The 19369-nt window shown below is 69.5% G+C and carries 15 protein-coding genes, 1 tRNA gene and 1 pseudogene; 6 read left to right on the forward strand and 11 right to left on the reverse strand.

Going from position 1 to position 19369, the window contains the following annotated elements; genetic code table 11:
- Positions 1–118: 118 nt before the first annotated feature.
- From crtI to idi, 3 genes and pseudogenes are all read right to left on the reverse strand, one after another.
- Positions 119–1603 carry a phytoene desaturase family protein gene (crtI, locus tag A6Q79_RS03335; protein WP_286690951.1) on the reverse strand — a complete coding sequence of 495 codons (1485 nt, stop codon included), beginning with the start codon at positions 1601–1603 and terminating at the stop codon, positions 119–121.
- Positions 1600–2604 carry a polyprenyl synthetase family protein gene (locus tag A6Q79_RS03340; RefSeq protein ID WP_286690971.1) on the reverse strand — a complete coding sequence of 335 codons (1005 nt, stop codon included), beginning with the start codon at positions 2602–2604 and terminating at the stop codon, positions 1600–1602. The genes crtI and A6Q79_RS03340 overlap by 4 nt, the downstream gene beginning before the upstream one ends.
- A 129-nt stretch (positions 2605–2733) precedes the next feature.
- Positions 2734–3255: pseudogene (gene idi, locus A6Q79_RS03345) on the reverse strand (isopentenyl-diphosphate Delta-isomerase); the annotation flags it as partial.
- Positions 3256–3354: 99 nt separating this feature from the next.
- On the opposite strand from idi, the gene A6Q79_RS03350 reads away from it, so the two are divergent.
- Positions 3355–3987 carry a histidine phosphatase family protein gene (locus A6Q79_RS03350; RefSeq protein WP_286690952.1) on the forward strand — a complete coding sequence of 211 codons (633 nt, stop codon included), beginning with the start codon at positions 3355–3357 and terminating at the stop codon, positions 3985–3987.
- A gap of 3 nt (positions 3988–3990) precedes the next feature.
- Here the strand turns inward: A6Q79_RS03350 and A6Q79_RS03355 are convergent, their stop codons facing one another.
- On the reverse strand, positions 3991–4446 hold the full coding sequence (locus A6Q79_RS03355) for a cell division protein CrgA (protein WP_067860881.1): 456 nt from the start codon (positions 4444–4446) through the stop codon (positions 3991–3993).
- Between the two features lie 103 nt (positions 4447–4549).
- Between A6Q79_RS03355 and A6Q79_RS03360 the strand changes: the two genes are divergently transcribed.
- Positions 4550–5293 (forward strand): DUF881 domain-containing protein, encoded by a 744-nt coding sequence (locus A6Q79_RS03360; RefSeq protein WP_067860879.1) that lies wholly within the window; start codon positions 4550–4552, stop codon positions 5291–5293.
- A gap of 30 nt (positions 5294–5323) precedes the next feature.
- Here A6Q79_RS03360 and pknB read toward each other — a convergent pair whose 3' ends face one another.
- The 6 genes from pknB to A6Q79_RS03390 are packed head-to-tail and all read right to left on the reverse strand — an operon-like array spanning position 5324 to position 12492.
- On the reverse strand, positions 5324–7099 hold the full coding sequence (gene pknB / locus A6Q79_RS03365; protein WP_289016723.1) for a Stk1 family PASTA domain-containing Ser/Thr kinase: 1776 nt from the start codon (positions 7097–7099) through the stop codon (positions 5324–5326).
- A 28-nt stretch (positions 7100–7127) separates the two neighbouring features.
- The gene (locus A6Q79_RS03370; protein ID WP_067860878.1) at positions 7128–8597 is read right to left on the reverse strand and encodes a penicillin-binding protein 2; all 1470 of its coding nucleotides are present in this window, start codon (positions 8595–8597) and stop codon (positions 7128–7130) included.
- Positions 8594–9970 carry an FtsW/RodA/SpoVE family cell cycle protein gene (locus A6Q79_RS03375; RefSeq protein WP_067860876.1) on the reverse strand — a complete coding sequence of 459 codons (1377 nt, stop codon included), beginning with the start codon at positions 9968–9970 and terminating at the stop codon, positions 8594–8596. The genes A6Q79_RS03370 and A6Q79_RS03375 overlap by 4 nt, the downstream gene beginning before the upstream one ends.
- A complete protein-coding gene (locus A6Q79_RS03380; protein ID WP_067860874.1) occupies positions 9967–11280 on the reverse strand; it encodes a PP2C family serine/threonine-protein phosphatase in 1314 nt (437 codons plus the stop codon). Before A6Q79_RS03380 ends, A6Q79_RS03375 begins: the two co-directional genes overlap by 4 nt.
- A 4-nt stretch (positions 11281–11284) precedes the next feature.
- Positions 11285–11770 carry an FHA domain-containing protein gene (locus A6Q79_RS03385; protein ID WP_286690954.1) on the reverse strand — a complete coding sequence of 162 codons (486 nt, stop codon included), beginning with the start codon at positions 11768–11770 and terminating at the stop codon, positions 11285–11287.
- The gene (locus tag A6Q79_RS03390) at positions 11767–12492 is read right to left on the reverse strand and encodes a DUF3662 and FHA domain-containing protein (protein ID WP_067860870.1); all 726 of its coding nucleotides are present in this window, start codon (positions 12490–12492) and stop codon (positions 11767–11769) included. Before A6Q79_RS03390 ends, A6Q79_RS03385 begins: the two co-directional genes overlap by 4 nt.
- A 283-nt stretch (positions 12493–12775) precedes the next feature.
- Between A6Q79_RS03390 and A6Q79_RS03395 the strand changes: the two genes are divergently transcribed.
- A tRNA-Leu gene (locus tag A6Q79_RS03395) sits at positions 12776–12861 on the forward strand.
- Positions 12862–13072: 211 nt separating this feature from the next.
- Here A6Q79_RS03395 and bcmE read toward each other — a convergent pair.
- On the reverse strand, positions 13073–14311 hold the full coding sequence (gene bcmE, locus A6Q79_RS03400) for a thiamine pyridinylase (protein WP_317696289.1): 1239 nt from the start codon (positions 14309–14311) through the stop codon (positions 13073–13075).
- 574 nt (positions 14312–14885) lie between these two features.
- On the opposite strand from bcmE, the gene A6Q79_RS03405 reads away from it, so the two are divergent.
- From A6Q79_RS03405 to A6Q79_RS03415, 3 genes are all read left to right on the forward strand, one after another.
- Positions 14886–15581 (forward strand): serine protease, encoded by a 696-nt coding sequence (locus A6Q79_RS03405; protein ID WP_067860866.1) that lies wholly within the window; start codon positions 14886–14888, stop codon positions 15579–15581.
- Positions 15582–15719: 138 nt separating this feature from the next.
- Entirely contained in the window at positions 15720–17024 is a 1305-nt protein-coding gene (locus tag A6Q79_RS03410; RefSeq protein WP_067860864.1) for a hypothetical protein, read from the forward strand.
- A gap of 13 nt (positions 17025–17037) precedes the next feature.
- A complete protein-coding gene (locus tag A6Q79_RS03415; RefSeq protein ID WP_144433835.1) occupies positions 17038–18453 on the forward strand; it encodes a hypothetical protein in 1416 nt (471 codons plus the stop codon).
- The last annotated feature ends 916 nt before the right edge of the window (positions 18454–19369 follow it).

Here is a 19369-nt window from a genome sequence, read left to right on the forward strand (position 1 = left end):
CCCCTAGCCCCTCCCCACCCACCCCCCACCGACTTTTGGACAGTTGCGGGGCGTCCGGGGCACCGGAAGTGCCCCGGACGTGTCCAAAAGTCGGGTGGGGTGGGGTGGGGGGGGGTGCTCAGCGGACGAGCTGGTTGACGCGCTCGGCCGCCAGGCGGCCCGACGGGAGGACCATGGGGACGCCGACGCCGGGGACGGTGCCCGAGCCGGCGAAGACGAGGCCGGGGACCCGCTTGTCGACGTTGGCGGGACGGAACGGGCCCGTCTGGGCGAACGTGTGCGCCAGCGCGAACGGGGTGCCCGCGGCCATGCCCTGCTCCTGCCACTCCAGCGGGGTCACGAGCTCGTCGACGACCACGTCGGTCGGGTAGCCCGACCGCTCCAGGAACGCCAGCAGCCGCTCGCGCATCGGCTCGCGCTCGGCCTTCCAGTCCAGCCGTCCGACGTCGAGGTTGGGCGTCGGCTCCAGCACGTAGAGGGTGCTGAGACCCTCGGGCGCGGCCTCGTCGTCGTCGAGCGAGTGCACCGTCACCAGCCGCGACGGGTCGCGCATGAGCGTGCCGCGCTTCATGAGGTCCTCGAAGGCCTCGTTCCACTGCTGGCCGAAGTGGATGTTGTGGTGCGCCTTGCCCTCCGGCACGCCCTTGACGCCCACGTGCCAGACGACGCACGACGGCGAGTAGTCGCCGCCCAGGCGTCCGCCGACGCCCCGCACCGCACGCGGCGGGCGCAGGTCGGGCAGCAGCCACGTGTACGCGGTCGGCAGGTCGATGGTGCACACGACGGCGTCGGCGGCGACCGTGCCCTCCCCCGTCGCGACCCCACGCACCCGACCCCCGGAGTCGCGCACGAGCGCCGTCACCGTCGTGCCGTAGCGGATCTCCGCGCCGGCGTCGGTGGCCGCGTCGGCGAGCGCCCGCGGCACGGCACGCATGCCGCCCTTCGGGAAGTAGACGCCCTCGATCGAGTCCATGTAGGTGATCACGGCGTAGAGGGCGAGCGCGTCGTCCGGGGCGAGCCCCGCGTACATCGCCTGGAAGGAGAACAGGCGGTGCAGGCGCTCGTCGGCGAACCGACGCCGGATCATCGGCCCCAGCCGCCCGAAGCCGCCCATCGCGAGCAGCCGCGCCGCCGCGGCCGGACGCGACAGCAGGTCGGTCGGCCGGTCGAAGTTGCGGTCGATGAAGTGCGGCATCTCCGTGAGGTACAGCCGCCGCAGCCAGGTGACGAACTCATCGAACGCGGCGGCGTCGACGCTGCCGCACTCGCGGTGGATCTCGGCGCGCATGGCCTCGTGGCCGTGCCGCACCTCCAGGGTCGACCCGTCGGCGTAGAACGCGCGGTAGGCGGGGTCGAGCAGCGTCAGCTCGAGCCGCTCGGCCAGGCTCGACCCTGCCGCGCGCAGCGGCCGGTCGATCAGGTCGGGCATCGTCAGCACGGTCGGTCCGGTGTCGAACGTGAACCCGTCGCGCTGCAGGATGCCGGCCCGACCGCCGGGCACGTCCTCGCGCTCCAGCACCGTCACGCGGTGGCCGTCGCCCACCAGGTGGCAGGCGGCGGCCAGGCCGGCGAGCCCTGCTCCGACGACGACGACGTGACTCATGCGGACCTCCAGGAGACGGTGCGGGCGACCGCGCGCAGTCCGGCGACGCCGGCCGCGGTCAGGGGGGAGCCGACGAGGGCCTGCTCGGCACGCTCGGTCTCGTCGACGATGCGCTGCTCGACGTCCTGGCGGACGCCGGACTCCTCGAGCGCGCGCTGCAGCAGGGCGACGTCGCCGGGACGTGCCTCGGCCGTGCCGACCCGCGTCATCGCGGCGGCGGCCTCGCCCGTGAGCCGCTCGGCACCGAGCGCCCAGATCATGGTGGTCTTGCCCTCGCGCAGGTCGTCGCCCGACGGCTTGCCGGTGACGTCGGGGTCGCCCCAGACGCCCAGCACGTCGTCGCGCCAGGCGAACGCGCGGCCGAGGTGCAGCCCGAAGCGGTCGAGCACCTCGCGCTGCGCCGCGGTGGCACCGGCGGCGATCGCGCCGAGCTGCAGCGGTCGGGCCACGGTGTACGCGCCGGACTTGAGCACCGCGACCGCCTCGACGTGCGCGAGGTCGGTCCGACGGCTGGCCGCCCCGGTGAGGTCGGCCCGCTGGCCGGCGATCAGCTCGAGGGTCAGCTGGTACCAGGACTCGCGCAGGACCGCGGGCAGCGTGTGCACGAGCCGGTCGGCCTCGTGGTGGGCCAGGTCGCCGAGCAGGATGGCGACGTTCTCGCCGAAGCGGGCGGCGTCGCCGTGCGCCCGTGCTGCGCGGTGCTGGGCCGCGGCGACGACGTGCGCGGCCGCAGCGCCGCGTCGCTCGCCCGACTGGTCCATCACGTCGTCGTGCACCAGCGCGAAGAGGTGCAGGGTCTCCAGCGCGGCAGCCACGCGGACGACGTCGTCGTGGGCGGGTGTCGCGAGCGTCCCGCCGGCGGCGACGAAGCCCCAGTGGCACATCTGCGGACGCAGCCGCTTGCCCCGACCCTGCAGCAGCGTGTGCAGCCATCCGGGCAGGTCGTCGGCGAGGGGTCCGGGGGTGCCCGCCGGCGCGAGGCCTTCCCAGACGGTGCCCATCCAGGCGAGCTCGGCCGACAGCAGGTCGCTGACGGCGTCGAGCGTGACGCGCACCGGCGCGTCGGCGTCCGACGACTCGAGCCGGCCCGCGGGCGGCGGGCCGAGGGGGAGCCGGGCACGCTCGGCGTCGAGCTGCGGCACCTGAAGCACCGACCACGGGCTGTAGACGGCCGGCGTGGCACGCGCGGCGGCCACGAGGTCGGACCAGGCGACCCAGGCGTGCTCGCCGACCTCGTCCGGGTCGGGCGAGAGGGGCCCGTCCGCGCGGGCGACGAAGACGGGGCAGACCTCGTTCTCGACCACACCGCTGGCGTCGACGGCGCGGTAACGGAAGTCGGGCAGCAGCAGACGCAGGTCGCGCACCTCCACTCCGAGCTCCTCGCGGACGCGCCGACGCACGGCGTCCTCGACCGCCTCGCCGGGCCGGGGGTGCCCGCAGCACGAGTTGGTCCAGACGCCGGGCCAGGTCCGCTTCGAGAGCGCCCGGCGGGTCAGGAGCACCCGGCCGGCGTCGTCGAACAGGTGCACCGAGAACGCCTGGTGCAGCGGCGTGTCGGCGCCGTGCACGTCGAGGCGCGGCGCCGTGCCGGTGGGTGTGCCGTCGTCGTCCAGCAGGACGACCAGGTCCTGCTCGCTCTCGATCGCGGTCATCGCGGTGCCGCCTCCGTCCCCTGGGTCCCCTCCATCCTCTCGGACACGCCGCCGGTCCGCCCGGCGACGGGCCCGCCCGACACCCGCTAGCCTGCGACCGTGGGCGCCATCCATCTGATCCGGCACGGCCAGGCCTCGTTCGGCAGCGACGACTACGACCAGCTCTCCGCCCTCGGCACCCGTCAGGGGAGCTGCCTCGGGCTCGCCTGGGAGGCGGCCGACTTCCGGCCGCACTGGTCGGTGGCCGGCTCGCTGCGACGGCACGCCCAGACCGCCGTCGCGGTGCTCGACGCGGTCGACGGCGACCTCTACGACGTCGACGCCGGGTGGGACGAGTACGACCACCTCGCGCTGGCCGGCGAGACGGTCACGCCGACGACGGACCCTCGCGAGTTCCAGGCGCACCTCGACGCCGCGCTCGGCGCGTGGGTCAGCGGGGCGCCGTCACCGGTCGAGTCGTTCGCGGAGTTCTCCGCCCGGGTGCTGCGCGCACTCGACGAGGCCGTCGCGCAGGCCGGGTCGGGCCGACGCGTCGCGGTGTTCACGTCGGGCGGGCCGATCGCGTTGGTCGCGTCGCACCTGCTGGCGGGTGACGCGTCGCTGTTCATCCCGCTCAACCGGGTGGTGGTGAACGCGTCGGTGACCACGCTCATCGTCGGGCGCGGCGGCACGCGGCTGCTCACCTACAACGAGCACGGCCACGTGCCCGCCGACCAGGTCACCTTCCGGTAGGGCTCACTCCCACTTCATCGCGAAGCCGAACGCGGCCACGATGAAGCCCATGCCGATGACGATGTTCCAGTCGCCGAGGTCGGAGTAGACCGGGATGGTGATGTCGGTGCCGGAGATGACGTAGAAGACCACGATCCACAGCAGGCCGACGACGGCCGACGCGATCATCAGCGGCGCGGCGAACCGGCTGCCGGTGGGCGTGCCGGGCTCGGGCTCGGGGCGGGTGCGCGAGGCGACCGACGAGGCGGCGAACGCGATGACCGCGGCGATCGCGAAGTTCCAGGCGCCGAGGTCGAACAGGCCCGGGATCGCGCCGATCTTCGGGAACGAGCGGTCGGAGACCGTGAAGAAGGCGCCGACCGCCCAGGCGACGGCCACCACCAGCAGCAGCAAGGCGAGCGGGTGCGCCCAGCCGCCTCGGCGCGTGCGGACCGTGCTCGGGGTGCTGTTCTTGGCCACGGGGATCTCTTTCGGTGCCGTCTGCAGGTTCTGGGCCGTCTGCAGGTTCTGGGCTAGCGTAGTCGGCGTCGCGGACGGTGTCGGAGTGGGGAGAGGTGCTCGCATGTCGGGGACGCGTGCACGCTCGCGGACGAGGTCGTCGCGCGGCTGGTCCGTCGCGGTGCTCGGGGTCTGCCTGGTGGCCGGCCTCACCGCCGCGGCCGCGCACCGCACGTCCGACGGCCAGGACCTGCGACCGGCCGGTGGCGACGTCGCGTCGCTGGTCGGCGAGCGGGAGCGTCGGGTCGAGCAGCGACAGGCCGACGTGGTCGACCTGCAGCGCGAGATCGACGCCGCGACCGCCGCTGCCGACGACGCCAGCGGGGTCGAGGCGATCGTGCGACGGCTGCGCACCCTGCGCGACCTGGCCGGGCTCAGCACGGTGCGCGGGCCGGGCATGCGGGTCACGCTGACCGACGCCCCGCGCGACGCCGACTCCGCCGGGATCGACCCGAACTACCTCGTCGTGCACCAGCAGGACCTGCAGGCGTTCGTCAACGCCCTGTGGGCCGGGGGCGCCGAGGCCGTGAGCCTGCAGGGCCAGCGGCTCGTGTCGACGACCGCGATCGTGTGCGTCGGCTCCAACGTCATCATCGACGGGCGGCCGTTCTCGCCGCCGTACGTCATCGAGGCGGTGGGCGACGTGCCCGGCATGACCTACTCGCTCGGCTCGTCCCCCGAGGTGGCGAACTTCGAGCGCTACGTGACGAAGTTCCGGCTCGGCCTGAAGGTCACCACGGGCGACGACCTGGTGGTCGCGCCCTACGGTGGCGCGACCGTCCTGCGGTACGCGTCGGCGCTCTCCTGACCGGCGTGGCCGCCGGTCAGGAGAGTCCGGCTACTGCCCGGGGGTGAGGTCGAGGTCGGCGGCGCCGTCGCCGTTGCCGTCCGGGGCGTCACCGTTGCCGTCGGCCTGGTCGCCGCCCTGGTCGTCGCCCTCGTTGCTCGACACCGTGATCTCGATGGTGGTGCCCGGCGGCACCGACGTGCCCGCCGGCGTGCCCTGGTTGGTGACCTGGCCCTTCGGTGCGGTGGCGGTCGGGTCCTCGGTGACCGAGACCTCGAGGTCGGCCTCCTGCAGGGTCTTCTCCGCCTCCTCCTGCGTCATGCCGACCAGGTTGGGCACCTGTACCTCGCCCTGCGACACGATGACGGTGACCGTCGTGCCGGCGTCGACGCTGACCCCGGCCGCGGGGTTGGTGTTGATGACGGAGTTGCGGCTCTGGTCGGACGCGCGTTCCTCGCGCTTCACCTTGAGCCCCTGCCCCTCGAGCGCGGCCTTCGCCTCGTCGAAGGTGTAGCCGACGACGTTGGGCACCTGGACCTGCGCCGGTCCGGTGGAGACGACCAGCGTCACCTCGGTCCCCTTGTCGACCTCGGTGCCGCCTTCGGGGTCCTGGGAGACGACGTTGCCCTCCTCGACGTCGCCGTCGGCGCGCTCCTGCGTCTGCACGGTGAAGCCGTCGCGCTCGAGCGTCCGCTGCGCCGCGACGGCGTCCTGGCCGGTGACGTCGGGGACCTCGACCTGGGCGGGCGCCGGCGGGGGCTGGTTGGCCTGGTTGTAGGCGTAGAGGCCGATGCCGGCGAGCAGCAGGAGCAGCAGGATCGCGAGCGCCCAGTACAGCGGCTTGCGGTTCTTGCGCTCCTCCTCGTCCTCGACGGCGGGCTGCGTGCCGGTGGCCGCGGCGGCCGCCACGGCCGGGGCGACGGCGGTCGCGGCCGGCACGACCGAGGTGGCCGCGGTCGGGGCCTCGACCTGCTGGCCGGCGATGGCCCGCTCGAGGTCCTTGCGCATGTCGGCGGCCGACTGGTAGCGGTCGTCGGTGCGCTTCGCGAGCGACTTCGCGACGATGTGGTCGACGGCCTGCGTCACCTCGGGGTTCAGCTGCGACGGCGGTCGGGCGTCCTCGCGGACGTGCTGGTAGGCGACCGACACGGGGCTGTCGCCGACGAACGGCGGACGTCCGGTGAGCAGCTCGTACAGCAGGCAGCCGGTGGAGTAGATGTCGGAGCGGGCGTCGACGGTCTCGCCCCGGGCCTGCTCGGGTGACAGGTACTGGGCGGTGCCGATGACCGCGGCGGTCTGCGTCATCGCGCTGGAGGAGTCGGCGATCGCGCGGGCGATGCCGAAGTCCATGACCTTGACCTGGCCCGACGGCGTCAGCATGACGTTGGCGGGCTTGATGTCGCGGTGGATGATGCCGGAGCGGTGGGAGTAGTCGAGCGCGCTGAGCACGTCGGCCGTGATCGACAGGGCGCGCTCGGGCAGGATCTTGCGGTCGTCGCGCATGATCTCGCGCAGCGTCTGGCCCTCCACGTACTCCATGACGATGTACGGGATGTGGTTGCCGTGCTTGTCGGTCGACTCGCCCGTGTCGTAGACGGCGACGATCGCGGGGTGGTTCAGTGCGGCAGCCGACTGCGCCTCGCGGCGGAAGCGGGCCTGGAAGGTGTCGTCGGAGGACAGGTCGGCGCGCAGCTGCTTGATGGCCACGGTGCGGCCGAGGCGCAGGTCGCGCGCGACGCGGACGTCGGCCATGCCTCCGCGACCGAGCAGCCCGCCGAGCTCGTAGCGCTCGCCGAGCAGGATGGGCTCGTCGCCGGATCCGGTCATGGGGTCACTCTCCCTAGGGGGGTCGAAGTCACTCACCGAGCACCGCCTCGATGACGGAGCGTGCGATGGGGCCGGCGAGGCGTCCACCGGCGATCTCGTTGCGGGCCGTGCTCGAGGACTCCACGACCACGGCGACGGCGACCTTGGGGTCGTTCGCCGGGGCGAGGGCCACGAACCAGGCGTAGGGGGGGCGGTCGGGGGTCGACTGCGCGGTTCCCGTCTTGGCGCCCACCTGGACACCGGGGATCTGCGCCGACGTGGCGGTGCCCGACTGGACGGTCGCCACCATCATCGAGCGCAGGATCGCCGCGTTGTCGGCGCTCATGGCGCGGTCGAGCTCTTCCGGCTCCAGCGAGTCGAGCACGCGCAGGCTGGGCGAGCGGACCGACTTGACCACCTGCGGCTTCATGACGACGCCGTCGTTGGCGATGCCGGCGCCCACCATCGCCATCTGCAGAGGGGTGGCCGCGACCTCGAACTGACCGATGCCGCTCTGCGCGAGCTGCGGGGCCTCCAGGTCGGTGCCCTCGGCCGTGAACTGGCTGGCGTTGCTGGCCAGGCCCTCGAGCGGGTCGGTGCCGAAGCCGAACTTGCGGGCCTGCTCGTCGAGCTTGTCCTGGCCGATCTTGCCGGCCAGGTCGCCGAAGGAGACGTTGCAGGAGACCTGCAGGGCCTGCTCGAAGGTGATCGGGTCGCCGCCGCAGTTGCCGCCGTTCTCGTTGGGCAGCGTGTACTGGATGCCGGGGAAGGAGAGGCTGGCGCCACCCTTCACGCGGCTGTCGGCCTTGAGGTTGAGGTCCTCCAGCGCCGCGGCGGCCGTGACGAGCTTGAACGTCGAGCCGGGCGGCAGGATCTGCTGCGTCGCGCGGTTGGTCAGCGGGTCGTCCTCGTTGGCCTGCAGACGCTTCATCGCCTCGGTGACCTTCGAGAAGTCGTGGCTGGCGAGCACGTTCGGGTCGTAGGAGGGCTGGCTGACCATCGCGAGCACGGCGCCCGTCTTCGGGTCGAGCGCGGCGACCGCGCCCTTGGTGCCCTCGCCGAGCGCCTCCAGGCCGCTCGCGGCGACCTTCTGCGCGCGCGGGTTGATGGTCAGCTCGACGCTGCCGCCCTGGGGCTTCTTGTTGGCCAGCAGGTCGACGACACGGCTGACGAAGAGTCGGTTGTCGCTGCCGGACAGCACCTGGTTCTGCGAGCGCTCGAGGTTGGCGCTGCCGTAGATGTAGGAGAAGTAGCCGGTGAGCGGGGCGTACAGCGTCGACTGCGGGTACACCCGCTGGAACTTGTACTGGTCCTTGCTCGGCTTGCTCTCGGCGACGGGCTCGTCGCCCACGAGGATCGCGCCGCGGTCGCGGCTGAAGTCGGCGTCGATGACGCGCTTGTTGCCCTGGCGTGCGTTGAGGTCGCCGGCCTCGACGAACTGCACGTAGTTGACGTTGATCAGCAGCGCCGCGAACAGCACGAGGCAGGCGACGGCGAGGTTGCGGATGGGCTTGTTCACGACAGCTTCACCACCTGGGTCTCCTCGTCGTGGTCGAACTGCGACACCTCGGGCGCGGGGCGTCGGGTCTGGTCGCTGATGCGCAGGAGCAGCGCGATGATCGCCCAGTTCATGACCACGGACGAGCCGCCCTGCGCCATGAACGGCGTGGTCAGGCCGGTCAGCGGGATGAGGCGGGTGACGCCGCCGATGACCACGAAGATCTGCAGGGCCATCGAGACCGCGAGGCCGGCCGCGAGCAGCTTGCCGAACGCGTCACGGCAGGTGAGCGCGATGCGCATGCCGCGCTCGACGACCAGGCCGTAGATCACGAGGATCGCCATGAGTCCGGTGAGTCCGAGCTCCTCGCCCATCGCGGAGGCGATGAAGTCCGAGAACGCGAACGGGGTGAGCTGCGGACTGCCCTGCCCCCAGCCGGTGCCGAGCACGCCGCCGTAGGCCATGCCGAACAGGCCGTTGATGATCTGTCCGTTGCGGTCGGGGTCGGAGAACGGGTCGAGCCAGGCGTCGAAGCGCACGCGCACGTGCCCGAACGCGAGGTAGCCGAAGTAGGCGCCGGCCACGAACAGGCTGCCGCCGACGACGAGCCAGCCGGGCCGCTCGGTGGCGATGTAGAGCATGACGACGAACAGGCCGAAGAACAGCAGCGACGAGCCGAGGTCGCGCTGGAAGACGAGGATGGCGATGCTGATCAGCCACGCCGCGCCGATGGGGCCGAGGTCGCGACCGCGCGGCAGGTCGATGCCGGCGAAGCGTCGGCCGGCGAGCGCGAGGGCGTCGCGCTTCACGACGAGGTAGCCGGCGAAGAAGATGGCCAGGCAGATCTTGGCGGCCTCGCCGGGCTGGAAGCTGAACGGGCCGATGTTGATCCAGATGCGCGCGCCGCGGATGTTCTGGCCGATGACGGGCAGCAGCGGCAGCACCAGCAGCGCGAGGGCGACGAAGCCGAACGTGTAGGTGTAGGCCTGCAGGCGGCGGTGGTCGCGGATGACGAGCAGCACGACGGCGAACAGCGCGATGCCGATGCCCGACCACATCAGCTGGTTGGTGGCGAGCGGGCCGAACGCGTCGTTGCCCATCGCCTGGTAGCCGAGGTCGATGCGGTAGATCATCGCCAGTCCCAGCCCGTTGAGGCAGATGACCAGCGGCAGCAGGACGGGGTCGGCGTAGGGCGCGACCTTGCGGACGAGCAGGTGCGTGGCGACGGCGGCCGCGACCAGGAAGATCACGAGCCGCAGCGCGTCGGCCGGCACGCGACCCTCGGCGCCGAGGCCGACGGCGCAGTAGGCGCCGACGCCGATGAGCACGGCGAGCAGGGTCAGGGTGAGCTCGGCCCCGCGTCGCTTGCGCGGGACCAGGGTGGGTGTGCTCATGCGGACCGCTCCCGGTCGGCGGTGCGCGACGCGGAGGGGGACGGCGAGGGGGAGGGGCTCGGCGAGGGCGACGGCTCGGGCTCCTCGGCGAGGCCGCGCAGGTTCTCGACGATCTGCTCGGCGTCGGCGCGGCTGTCGGCCTCGATGCCGCCGCGCACCTGCTGCGCGCGGAAGGTGGGCAGGGTGTCGAGCTCGACGTCGGTGACCTCGTCGACGTGCTTGAGGGTGACGAGCGGCAGGTCGGCCTGGACGCCGCGGTAGATGACGACCTTGCCGTCGGCGGAGGCCACGTAGTACTGGTCCTGCGACCAGCGGTAGGCGTAGAACGCGCCGGCGGCGACGATGCCGACGACGACGGCGAGGGCGACGAGGCGGCGCACCCAGCGCCACTTGCTCGGCGGGCGCGGCGCGTAGCGCAGCTCCTCGGGGTCGACCTCCTTCTCGCGCCTGCGCTCCTTGCGCTCCTCGCGCGAGCGGGCCTTCCCGGAGCCACCGGAGGCGTTGCCGGTGCGGGGGCGGGGTCCCTCTGCGGCCGCGCCGACGAGCTGCGGGCGTCCGTCGGCCGACGAGAGCTCCTCTTCCGACACGGCACCGGAGGGCACGAGCTCGCCGATGACGACGGTGACGTTGTCGTAGCCGCCGTTCTCGAGCGCGGTGCGGACCAGGTCGGACGCGGCCTGGTCGATGGTCTCGGCGCTGAGCAGCTGCTGGATGGTGGCGTCGTCGACCATGTCGGACAGACCGTCGCTGCACAGCAGGAAGCGGTCGCCAACCTGCCCCTCGAACCACTCGAGGTCGGCGTCGTTGTCGTCGCGGCCGAGCATGACGCGCAGCAGGAGGGAGCGGTGCGGGTGCACGCGCGCCTCCTCGGGCGTCAGCTTCCCCTCCTCCACGAGGCTCTGCACGAACGTGTGGTCGGTGCTGATCTGGGTCAGCTCGCCGTCGCGCAGGAGGTACGCGCGCGAGTCGCCGATGTGGGCGGTGGCGAAGCGCTCGCCGTCCCACAGCATCGCCTCGAGCGTGGTGCCCATGCCCTCGACCGACGGGTCCTCGGCGACGAGCTCGCCGAGGCGCTGGTTGGCATGGGCGACGGCCTTCTGGAGCGCCTCGAGCGGGTCGATCTCGGGCAGCTCGCGGTCGAGCTGGCGGATGACGTTCATGGTCTCGGCCGAGGCGAGGTCGCCGGCGGCCGCGCCGCCCATGCCGTCGGCGACGGCGATCAGGCGGCTGCTCGCGTAGCCGGAGTCCTGGTTGCTGGAGCGGCGCAGGCCGACGTCGGTCAGCGCGACGTAGCGCAGGGTGAGGGACATCGTCCTACTTCCGCAGCTCGACGATGGTCTTGCCCAGCCGGACCTGGATGTTCAGGCCGATCGGGGTGGGGGACGTGATCCGCTGGCTGCCGAGGTAGGTGCCGTTGGTGGAGCCGAGGTCCTCGACGAACCACTGCTCGCCGTTGGTGGCGAAGCGGGCGTGGCGGGTGGAGACGTAGTCGTCGTCGAGGCGGATGGCCGCGTCGGTGCCGCGGCCGAGGAGGACGGGTCCGTCGCCGAGCGGCACGCTCTGGCCGGAGTTGGGGCCGGAGACGACCTGCAGCTTGGTGGGCGCGCCACGCGGGGTGCGCTGCTTGCGGCTCTTGGCGGGCTTCGCGGCGGCTGCGGCGCGGGGCTGCTTGGCGGGCTTCTGGTTCGGTGCCTTCGCGCCGAAGATGTCGGAGCGGATGACCGACACGGCAGACAGCACGAACAGCCACAGGACGGCGAGGAAGCCGATCTTGATGAGGGTGAGGGTCAGGTCCGTCATCGGTCCTCGCTCGTCGTGATGCGGATGGTGAGGACCGTGTTGCCGAGGCGGATCTCCGAGCCGTTGCCGACCGAGGCGGTCTGCACGCGGTGCCCGTTGAGGACGACGCCGTTGGTCGACTGCAGGTCGGTGATGGTGACGGTGGTGTTGCCGCCGGACTCGTGGACCTTGATGTCGGCGTGCCGGCGGGAGATGCCGGGGTCGTCGATGCGCAGGTCGGCCTCGCTGCCGCGTCCGACGACGACGCCGGGCGGGGTGAGGGGGTGCTTGAGGCCGTTGACCTCGAGCACGACCTGCGAGCTGCGCACGGCGGTCTCGGTCATGCGGGCGCCCTCGACGGGCCGGACGGCCGCGTTGGTGCGGCTGCGCACGCGGAAGCGTCCGGTGCCGAGGTCGGGCGCCTCGACGAGCTCGATGCGCAGGGGCCCGGCGAGGGTGTAGCGCTGCTCGGTGACGTGCTCCTGCACGAGCGTGGCGAGCTCGGTGGTGAGGGTGTCGCCGAAGGGGGCGAGCCGGCCGTGGTCGGTGGGCGAGAGCTCGACGGTGAAGTCGTTGGGGACGAGCATCCGCTGGCGCGAGAGCACGTGGGCGGAGTTGTCGACCTCGCGCTGGATCGCGGCGGCGATCTCCACCGGCTGCACGGCGCTGCGGAAGGCTCGGGCGAACGCGCCGGTGACTGCGCCCTCGAGCCGCTGCTCGAAGCGGCTGAGCACACCTGCCATCGGTTCTCGCCTCCTGCCGGGTCACGTGCGTGGGGTCGTCGGTGGTCCCGACGATGGTATCGGCAGGCACGACGCACGCGAATTGACGTGGGAACGCGTTCCATTCTTCCTGCCCCACCCCAGCCCCGCCGCCCTCTCCATCGGTGGCTCATCAACCCGCGCGCCGGCATCGGTGCCCCAGCACCCCCAGGAGCCCTGCTGCGGTTGCCCAGCCACCGACGGGCGGGTGCGGGCGCGTGGGAGCCGTGGTGTTAGACTCGGCGACTGTTCCTCAGGGAACGACGCGCGAGTGGCGGAACGGCAGACGCGCTGGCTTCAGGTGCCAGTGTCCGCAAGGGCGTGGGGGTTCAAATCCCCCCTCGCGCACCAGACGAGAAGCACGAGGAAGAACGAGAGAGCCGTGGGCGGCAACGCCGGCGGCTTTTTTCGTGCATCGATGTCGGGCTGGACGAGCAGGGACAGGCCCCCGTCGTGCCCGTCTCCGATTGTTGCGCAGGCGCGTTCGAGGACGCCCTGGCGCACCGATCCGTCGTCGTCGACGCAACGTGCAGGACCCGGGTCTCGGAGTCTGCCGCGGTGTTCACCTCTTGCGTGCCAGATTCACTGGCAGGTGCGCGAGCGAGGGGTGGATGGGGTGGTCGTCGACGACGATGGTGTCGTTCTCGGGCACGGTGTTCTCGAGGAGCTGGTCGCGGATGACCGCGCCTTGCGCGGTGAGCCAGTCGCGCACGCTCGCGTCGACGGTGAAGGCGTGGCGGGGGGAGCCCAAGACGATGGTGCGGATGGTGCTGTAGAGGGGGTACTGGTTGGCGAGGTCGTCGAGAACGGACTGGCGCGCCGGGATGAGGTACTGGGGGTTCTCGTCTGCGGCGCGGGCTCTGCAGCCCTGCCCGAGCACCTGCAGGGACGTCATTACCTGCGCCAACGCCTGTGCTGATGCGGTGTCGGGTGTCCGAGGGTTGATGCCGACTCCGTCGACGAAGAAGCAGTTCTCGCCCTGGGCGCTCGCGGGGGCGAGTGGTTTGGCTCGGACGGGGTAGTTCTGGATCTGATCGACGGGGAACGTCGCGAGGCTCTCGGTGACGCCGGCGAGGGCGCGCCCTGATCCGGTCGTGAACCACTGCAGCCGTTGGGAGGCGGGATCCTCGTATCCAGCCTGCGCGCGGCCTGCGGCCTTGGTGTAGTTCAGCAGGGAGGCGATGGCGTTCTCATCGACCGTCGGTGGCGGCTGGAACGGCACGTCGTAGCCGTGGTCCTGCTGCTGGAGTGCTTGTGCGTACTCGCAGGCGTCGGTGGTGCGGCCCGTGTAGTCCAGGAGCAGGCCCGAGTCGGTCGGCGGTTGGGGTGTGGTGGGGTCCGTGGCGACGCCGAGGACGTCGAGGATGCCGTCGCTGCCGACAGCGTCGAGCAGGTCGACGTCGAGGCTGCGGACGATCAGGGAGCTGAGGCAGCCGAGCTGGGGGTAGGCGACGACCTGCCCTTCGACGGTGACCGCTCGCTGGGCGAAGTCCATGAAGTCGCCGTCGAGGGGCTCGCTGATCGGCAGGAGGTAGCCGGCTGTCTGGAAGTGGTTGATGAAGATCGCGTCGAAGGTGAACACGTCGAGCGTGCTCGGTGGATCGGCGGAGTAGCAGTCGTAGTCGACGAAGTTGAGCTCTGGGCCGTCGGGTCGTACCGCTTGCCACTGGGCTCGGATCGCGTCCTCGAACTGGAGGGGGCGGGGCAGGTAGGGGTAGATGGCGACGTTGAGGACGGGTTCGGTCGTCGTCGACGGCCGAGGAAGTCTGAGTGGTCGAAGAAGCGGGGTGTCCTTGGGCATGAGCGGTCCAGATCGTGAGAGGGATGTCGGACGCTAACCCGCTTGCCACGAAAGCGAAGGCGAATGCCCTCATCTCGCCGAGTCATGAGGTGATCAACCTTCACGACCTGGGGCGTCGGCAACGCGGAGGAGGCGGGTTCAGGCGTGGACTCCGACGCTGACGGAGGTCGTCGAGCTCCTGGGCTCTGAACGAGTCACGCTGCCCCGCGTCATCACGTTCCTGTCCTGCAACGTCTAGCCGGCCGAAGCGTGACGCCGTAGTTCGCAGGAACTATCGAGAGCCCCTTTTTCGCGTCTCGATCGGGTTCGGCGGGTTGTACGTCCCATTTATCGCCCCGTCCATTGACGAGGTGGCAGTGCATCCCGATTCTGAACTTCCTCGCCACGAGTTCAGCGATGGCCCCTCCGGCAGCGTAGGGATCTTGGGGATTTCGAGTCTTCGCTGGGATGGGTTGCACGGTTTTATCTATCAGTTTTCATGATCGATCAGTCAGGGGTGTTTCGCATGGAAGATCAGTCTCGGACAGGTGCGCCTATCCTCAACAGTGTCTTTCCCCCAGACGGACGTGTCCGGGTGGATCCGACCACCGTCACGCCGTTCTCGTGGGTCGGCCAGCTCGCCATCACCTTTCCCGACGGGAGCCGCGGCACCGGAACCGGCACGCTCATCGACCGAGACCGGGTGCTCACCTGCGGTCACAACCTTTATCAAGACAGGCGCGGGGGGAGGGCGAGCTCGGTCATTTTCTCGCTCGCGCAGAACGGCACGGACCGGCCGTACCCTCCGGTCGGCTTCAGGGATGCTCACGTGAGTGAGGAGTACAGGACGCTGTCGCCCGCGGACCCCGCCGCGACCGGCGGAGTGGTTCGTGATTACTCCCGGTACCTCTACGACTTTGGCGTGGTGTCCCTGCAGACAGGACTCGACCCCGCGGAAGGTGCCTTCCCCTTCCTGTACGACGCCAGCGACGAGACTCTCGTGGATCGAACCGCTGATATCGCTGGGTACCCGGGCGACAAGACGGCCGGCACCATGTGGAACGCGGCTGGCCCCTTGACGCCGCCGCCCGCTGCTGAGTTCCTGTGGTACCGCATCAGCACGTTCAACGGTCAGAGTGGCGCGGCTGTGAGGTGCACCTTCGAAGAGGACGAGGAAGGCGACGTTCCTCGGATCGTAGGCATCCACGTGGCCGGCAGCAGCGAGCTGCAGTCCAACTTTGCCGTCAGATTGACCAGCGACGTCATCAGGACCATCGAGACGTGGCTCTAGGAACCTGCCGTGCTTCCCAACGACGAGTCGCGCGAGGATCCGTGCTCGCGTTCGTGATCTCAGTTTTCTACAGCTTGACCCTGCCGCGAACGAGGGAATCAGTTCGCATGATCGATCAACGATAAAGGCGATGGAACCATGACTGACTACAATGCCACCCTCTACGAGAAGCTGTACTCCAAGCTTGCGATCGCGGTCGGTGCCGGTTCGAAGGAGAATCCGGGAACCATCGGAGAGTCTCTCCTCTCCATCTACAACCCGGGTCAGTACCTGCCCGTCAACCTCGACCCGGTCAACAACGCGGACGACGACCAGGAGATCTCGCAGCTGTTCGACACGGCGCCCATGTTCAACTTCACCTACACGCCCGGTGCTCTGCGCGTCTCCGATGCGTACAAGAGCATTCTCGACCTCAAGACCTACCCCATCGCCGATCTGAGCGAGAAGGAGAAGGCGAAGCTCGCAGCGGCTGAGAAAGACTACGAGGAGCGTCAAGAGAAGTGCGACGCCGCCGAGACCGCGTACTGGGCCGTGGTGTCTGAGTACGACGCCGCGCAGGCCAACTACGAGAACAAGACCGGGCCGGCACCGTCGGCGGCCCTCAAGGCCAAGGTCAAGTCGGCCATGGACAAGTGGGTCGCGGCTGGCAAGATCAAGCAGCAGACCAATCTCGCCATCATGAAGCAGCTCCAGGGCCGAGACGGGTCGGCGTTCTGGGACAAGCTCGACCAGCGGTTCGCCGAGAACGAGCGCGAGCTGCCGAGTGGTCTGCGCTTTCCCCCCGCCACTCTCGCGCCCCGGTACGCAAGCTGGTTCAAGGACGAAGGATGGACGAAGTTCGAGTTCGTCGAGAAAGACCTCAACAACCAGTCGACGTCGACCAACATCGGTGTCGCCGGCAACCTCGATGGCAAGTTCGGCATCGTCACTATCTCTGGCTCCGGCAGCTATCAGGAGGACAAGGAGTACATCAAGGTCGAGGAGACCAGTCTCTCCTTCAAGTGCGAGCTGATGAGGGTCACCATCAGTCGCAACTGGATGAACCCATTGGTCTTCAACAGTCGGGCGTGGAAGTTCGAGCCCACGGCACCCGCTGCGGAGCTGTCGTCTGGCGGGAGCCTGAAGGACAAGATCGTCCCGACGGGCGCCTTCGTCGCCATCCCGACGACCGTCATCCTGGCGCGCAACGTCGAGATCCTCGGCAAGTTCCAGAACACCGTCGAGGAACGCATGAAGCGCGAGATCGAGGCTGAGGCCAGTCTCGGCATCGGACCGTTCTCGATCGCTGGCTCGGTGCAGTACAAGGACCGCCGCGAAAGCATCAAGGGGACGTTCGCTGAGAACAAAATCTCGATCAACAACACGCAGATCATCGCCGCGATCAGCCAGGTTCTTCCTCAGGTGCCGAACCCCGACCCGAACCTCCCGTGGGCTCCCGCGTGATGGGTGCTGGGGCGTGGCAGAGCGCTTCTCAGCCATGGGAGAGGGCGACGCCGGCATGAGCCGAACCGATTCAGCCGAGTTCGTCCAGCTGTACAGCAAGATTGCCCAGGCGTTGGCGGTCTCCGGGGTGGTCGGGCAGAGTCCCGATGCGCTCCTCAGCATCCAGTGGCCGGGAATCGTCGTCACGCCGCACCTCGACCCTGACGACCCCGAGACCAAGTACATGGTCAGCAATTTGCTCAACGCGGCACTGGAGTGCAACTACGTCGTGACACCGAAGGCCGGCCTGGTCTCCGACATCTATCAGCTGATCCTCAACGGCAAGGAGACTCCCGAGATCGGACTCTCGCCGGAGCAGAAGGCTGAGTTGGCGAAAGCTGAGGGTTACCTCGAGGTGGACGGTGAGCCGAGCCCGCAGCTGCGTGACTACGTCGAGTACGAGGCGGTCTTCTACGCGGCGCAGGATCTGCTCTTCGAGGCTCGCGCGACTGAACAGAACGGCGGACCTCTCGTCCCGCCAGAGGTGATCGCTCGCTACCGCGAGGCTCGTCAGGCCTGGGACGAGCATGGTCACAGAGAAGAGGTCGAGACCGCTCTGGCAACCGTGAAGCAGCTGCAGGCCCGTGAACCCTACGTGTACTGGCAGCAGCTGGCAGACCGATTCGACACAGGCACCGAACGGCTCGCGAATGGGAGTGCGTTCCAGGTCGTGGACAGCGTGCCGCGCTACAAGGACTGGTTTCGCGATGAACAGTGGACTCCGTTCCGCTTCGACCCGGACGACTTCGCCAACCAACCCCGCTCAGGTGGGACAGGGATGCGAGGGTGCGACGGCAGATGTTGCTGCAGCGTCCGCTCAGGAGACGAAGTATCTCCAGGGCGAATGCCTGCGTGGAACCGGCAGTCCTCCATCCTTGCCGCTCGACACGTCGAGAGCGGGATGGACGAAGCAGGCCCAGCGGCGAGCGGCGCGGAGAGTCCGTTCTTCCTGTCATGCTCGATGAAACGGATCTCGATCGTCCGACCGTGGATGGACTCCTCTGTCTTCTCGAGCCGATTATGGAAGTGGTCAGCGCAGAGCATCGGACGCGGCACCGTCATCTCAACCGGCGGATCAGTCGTGGGCAATGAACCCGCCACCGGAGTTCTTCCCATCCTGCCGACCACGGCTCTCCTGGTCAAAGATGTCGAGCTCATCCTCTCCTCGCGCGAAGCGTATGACTGGATACTCGACAAGATCGAAGCAGGGCGGGAAGTGCGCTACGGCCCATTCAGTCTCAACGCTTACAGCGAACCGTCAACGCGTCACCTGCGCATGGTGCCGGGTGCCTCTGGCGTCGTCAGTGGTAGCCCGCAGATCCTCGGGTTCATCTCTACGTTGATCGGACGGTGCCCCCATCCGGATATGACCCTCCCCTGGCCAAGCTGATCGCACGCAGCAGAGTGGATGGTCGAGGGGCGCTCCCGCTCGATCCAGGGCGTCGTGCTCGGGGTGGCCGTCTGGGGTGTGCACCTGTCGCGATGGGGGATCCTCCGGACCGGGGCTTCGTCGAGACGAGCGTGCCTGTCGACGCGGTTCTCATCGTGCCTAGAGGGATCGCCCACGGTGCGAGGGCCCGCGCCGCCGGATCGGTGCACTGATTAGACGTGCGGCAACTCGTCCGGGTGCGCTCGCACGCCGGAAGTGTGCGGGACTGACGGCGTGCAGTCGCTTGAAGGCTGCGCTGAAGGCGAACGCGTCGCCGTAGCCGACTCGGCGGCGTGCCGTACTGGAAGGTCTCTAGCGGAGCCAGTGGCACAGTAAGATTCCCACCAGTGACAAACCTCCATCCGCGTGTTCTCGCGATGTTCGTGAGGAGTGTCGCTCTGCTGGCAATGCCGGCAAGCGCTAGATCGCTTGGCTCGAGTCGCTGGGCCTGGGTGCTCCTCCATACGCCGATGAGCTCGCGCTCGAGAGCGGCGTGCTCTTGCTGCCGCAGTTCGAACGAGCCGGCTGGGTCGCGACTGACCGCTCGCCATGCTGCCGAAGCACTGGATGCTGTGCTCGGAGAGTGGAGCGGTTCGGTTCATGAGGACTTCTGGCACCTCGACTCCGTGCCTGACTCCCCGGAGTGGGCGCGTCTGCGGGACCTGGCTTTTCAGGCACTGATCAAGTTCTAGCCTCGGCCCGCCGTATTCGTGGTACCTGCGCACCCAGGAGAGCGAGTCTCCAGAGACTTGATGCCCCGCCTCGACCGGGAGGTCAGGGGAAACGAAGGCCAGTCTCGGATGCAGATCCATAGGGCGAGGAAGAGAGAAGCTCTGCGACCTGACTTCAATGTCTCGCTCGGTCTGACCGGAAAAAG

The organism is Aeromicrobium sp. REDSEA-S32_B7 (assembly GCF_001626145.1).
Lineage (GTDB): Bacteria > Actinomycetota > Actinomycetes > Propionibacteriales > Nocardioidaceae > Aeromicrobium > Aeromicrobium erythreum.

Coding starts and splice junctions, on each gene's coding strand:
- A6Q79_RS03375 (WP_067860876.1), bottom strand. CDS start 9,970: ATGAGCACACCCACCCTGGTCCCGCGCAAGCGACGCGGGGCCGAGCTC.
- crtI (WP_286690951.1), bottom strand. CDS start 1,603: ATGAGTCACGTCGTCGTCGTCGGAGCAGGGCTCGCCGGCCTGGCCGCC.
- bcmE (WP_317696289.1), bottom strand. CDS start 14,311: ATGCCCAAGGACACCCCGCTTCTTCGACCACTCAGACTTCCTCGGCCG.
- A6Q79_RS03380 (WP_067860874.1), bottom strand. CDS start 11,280: ATGTCCCTCACCCTGCGCTACGTCGCGCTGACCGACGTCGGCCTGCGC.
- A6Q79_RS03410 (WP_067860864.1), top strand. CDS start 15,720: ATGACTGACTACAATGCCACCCTCTACGAGAAGCTGTACTCCAAGCTT.
- A6Q79_RS03360 (WP_067860879.1), top strand. CDS start 4,550: ATGTCGGGGACGCGTGCACGCTCGCGGACGAGGTCGTCGCGCGGCTGG.
- A6Q79_RS03340 (WP_286690971.1), bottom strand. CDS start 2,604: ATGGGCACCGTCTGGGAAGGCCTCGCGCCGGCGGGCACCCCCGGACCC.
- pknB (WP_289016723.1), bottom strand. CDS start 7,099: ATGACCGGATCCGGCGACGAGCCCATCCTGCTCGGCGAGCGCTACGAG.
- A6Q79_RS03385 (WP_286690954.1), bottom strand. CDS start 11,770: ATGACGGACCTGACCCTCACCCTCATCAAGATCGGCTTCCTCGCCGTC.
- A6Q79_RS03390 (WP_067860870.1), bottom strand. CDS start 12,492: ATGGCAGGTGTGCTCAGCCGCTTCGAGCAGCGGCTCGAGGGCGCAGTC.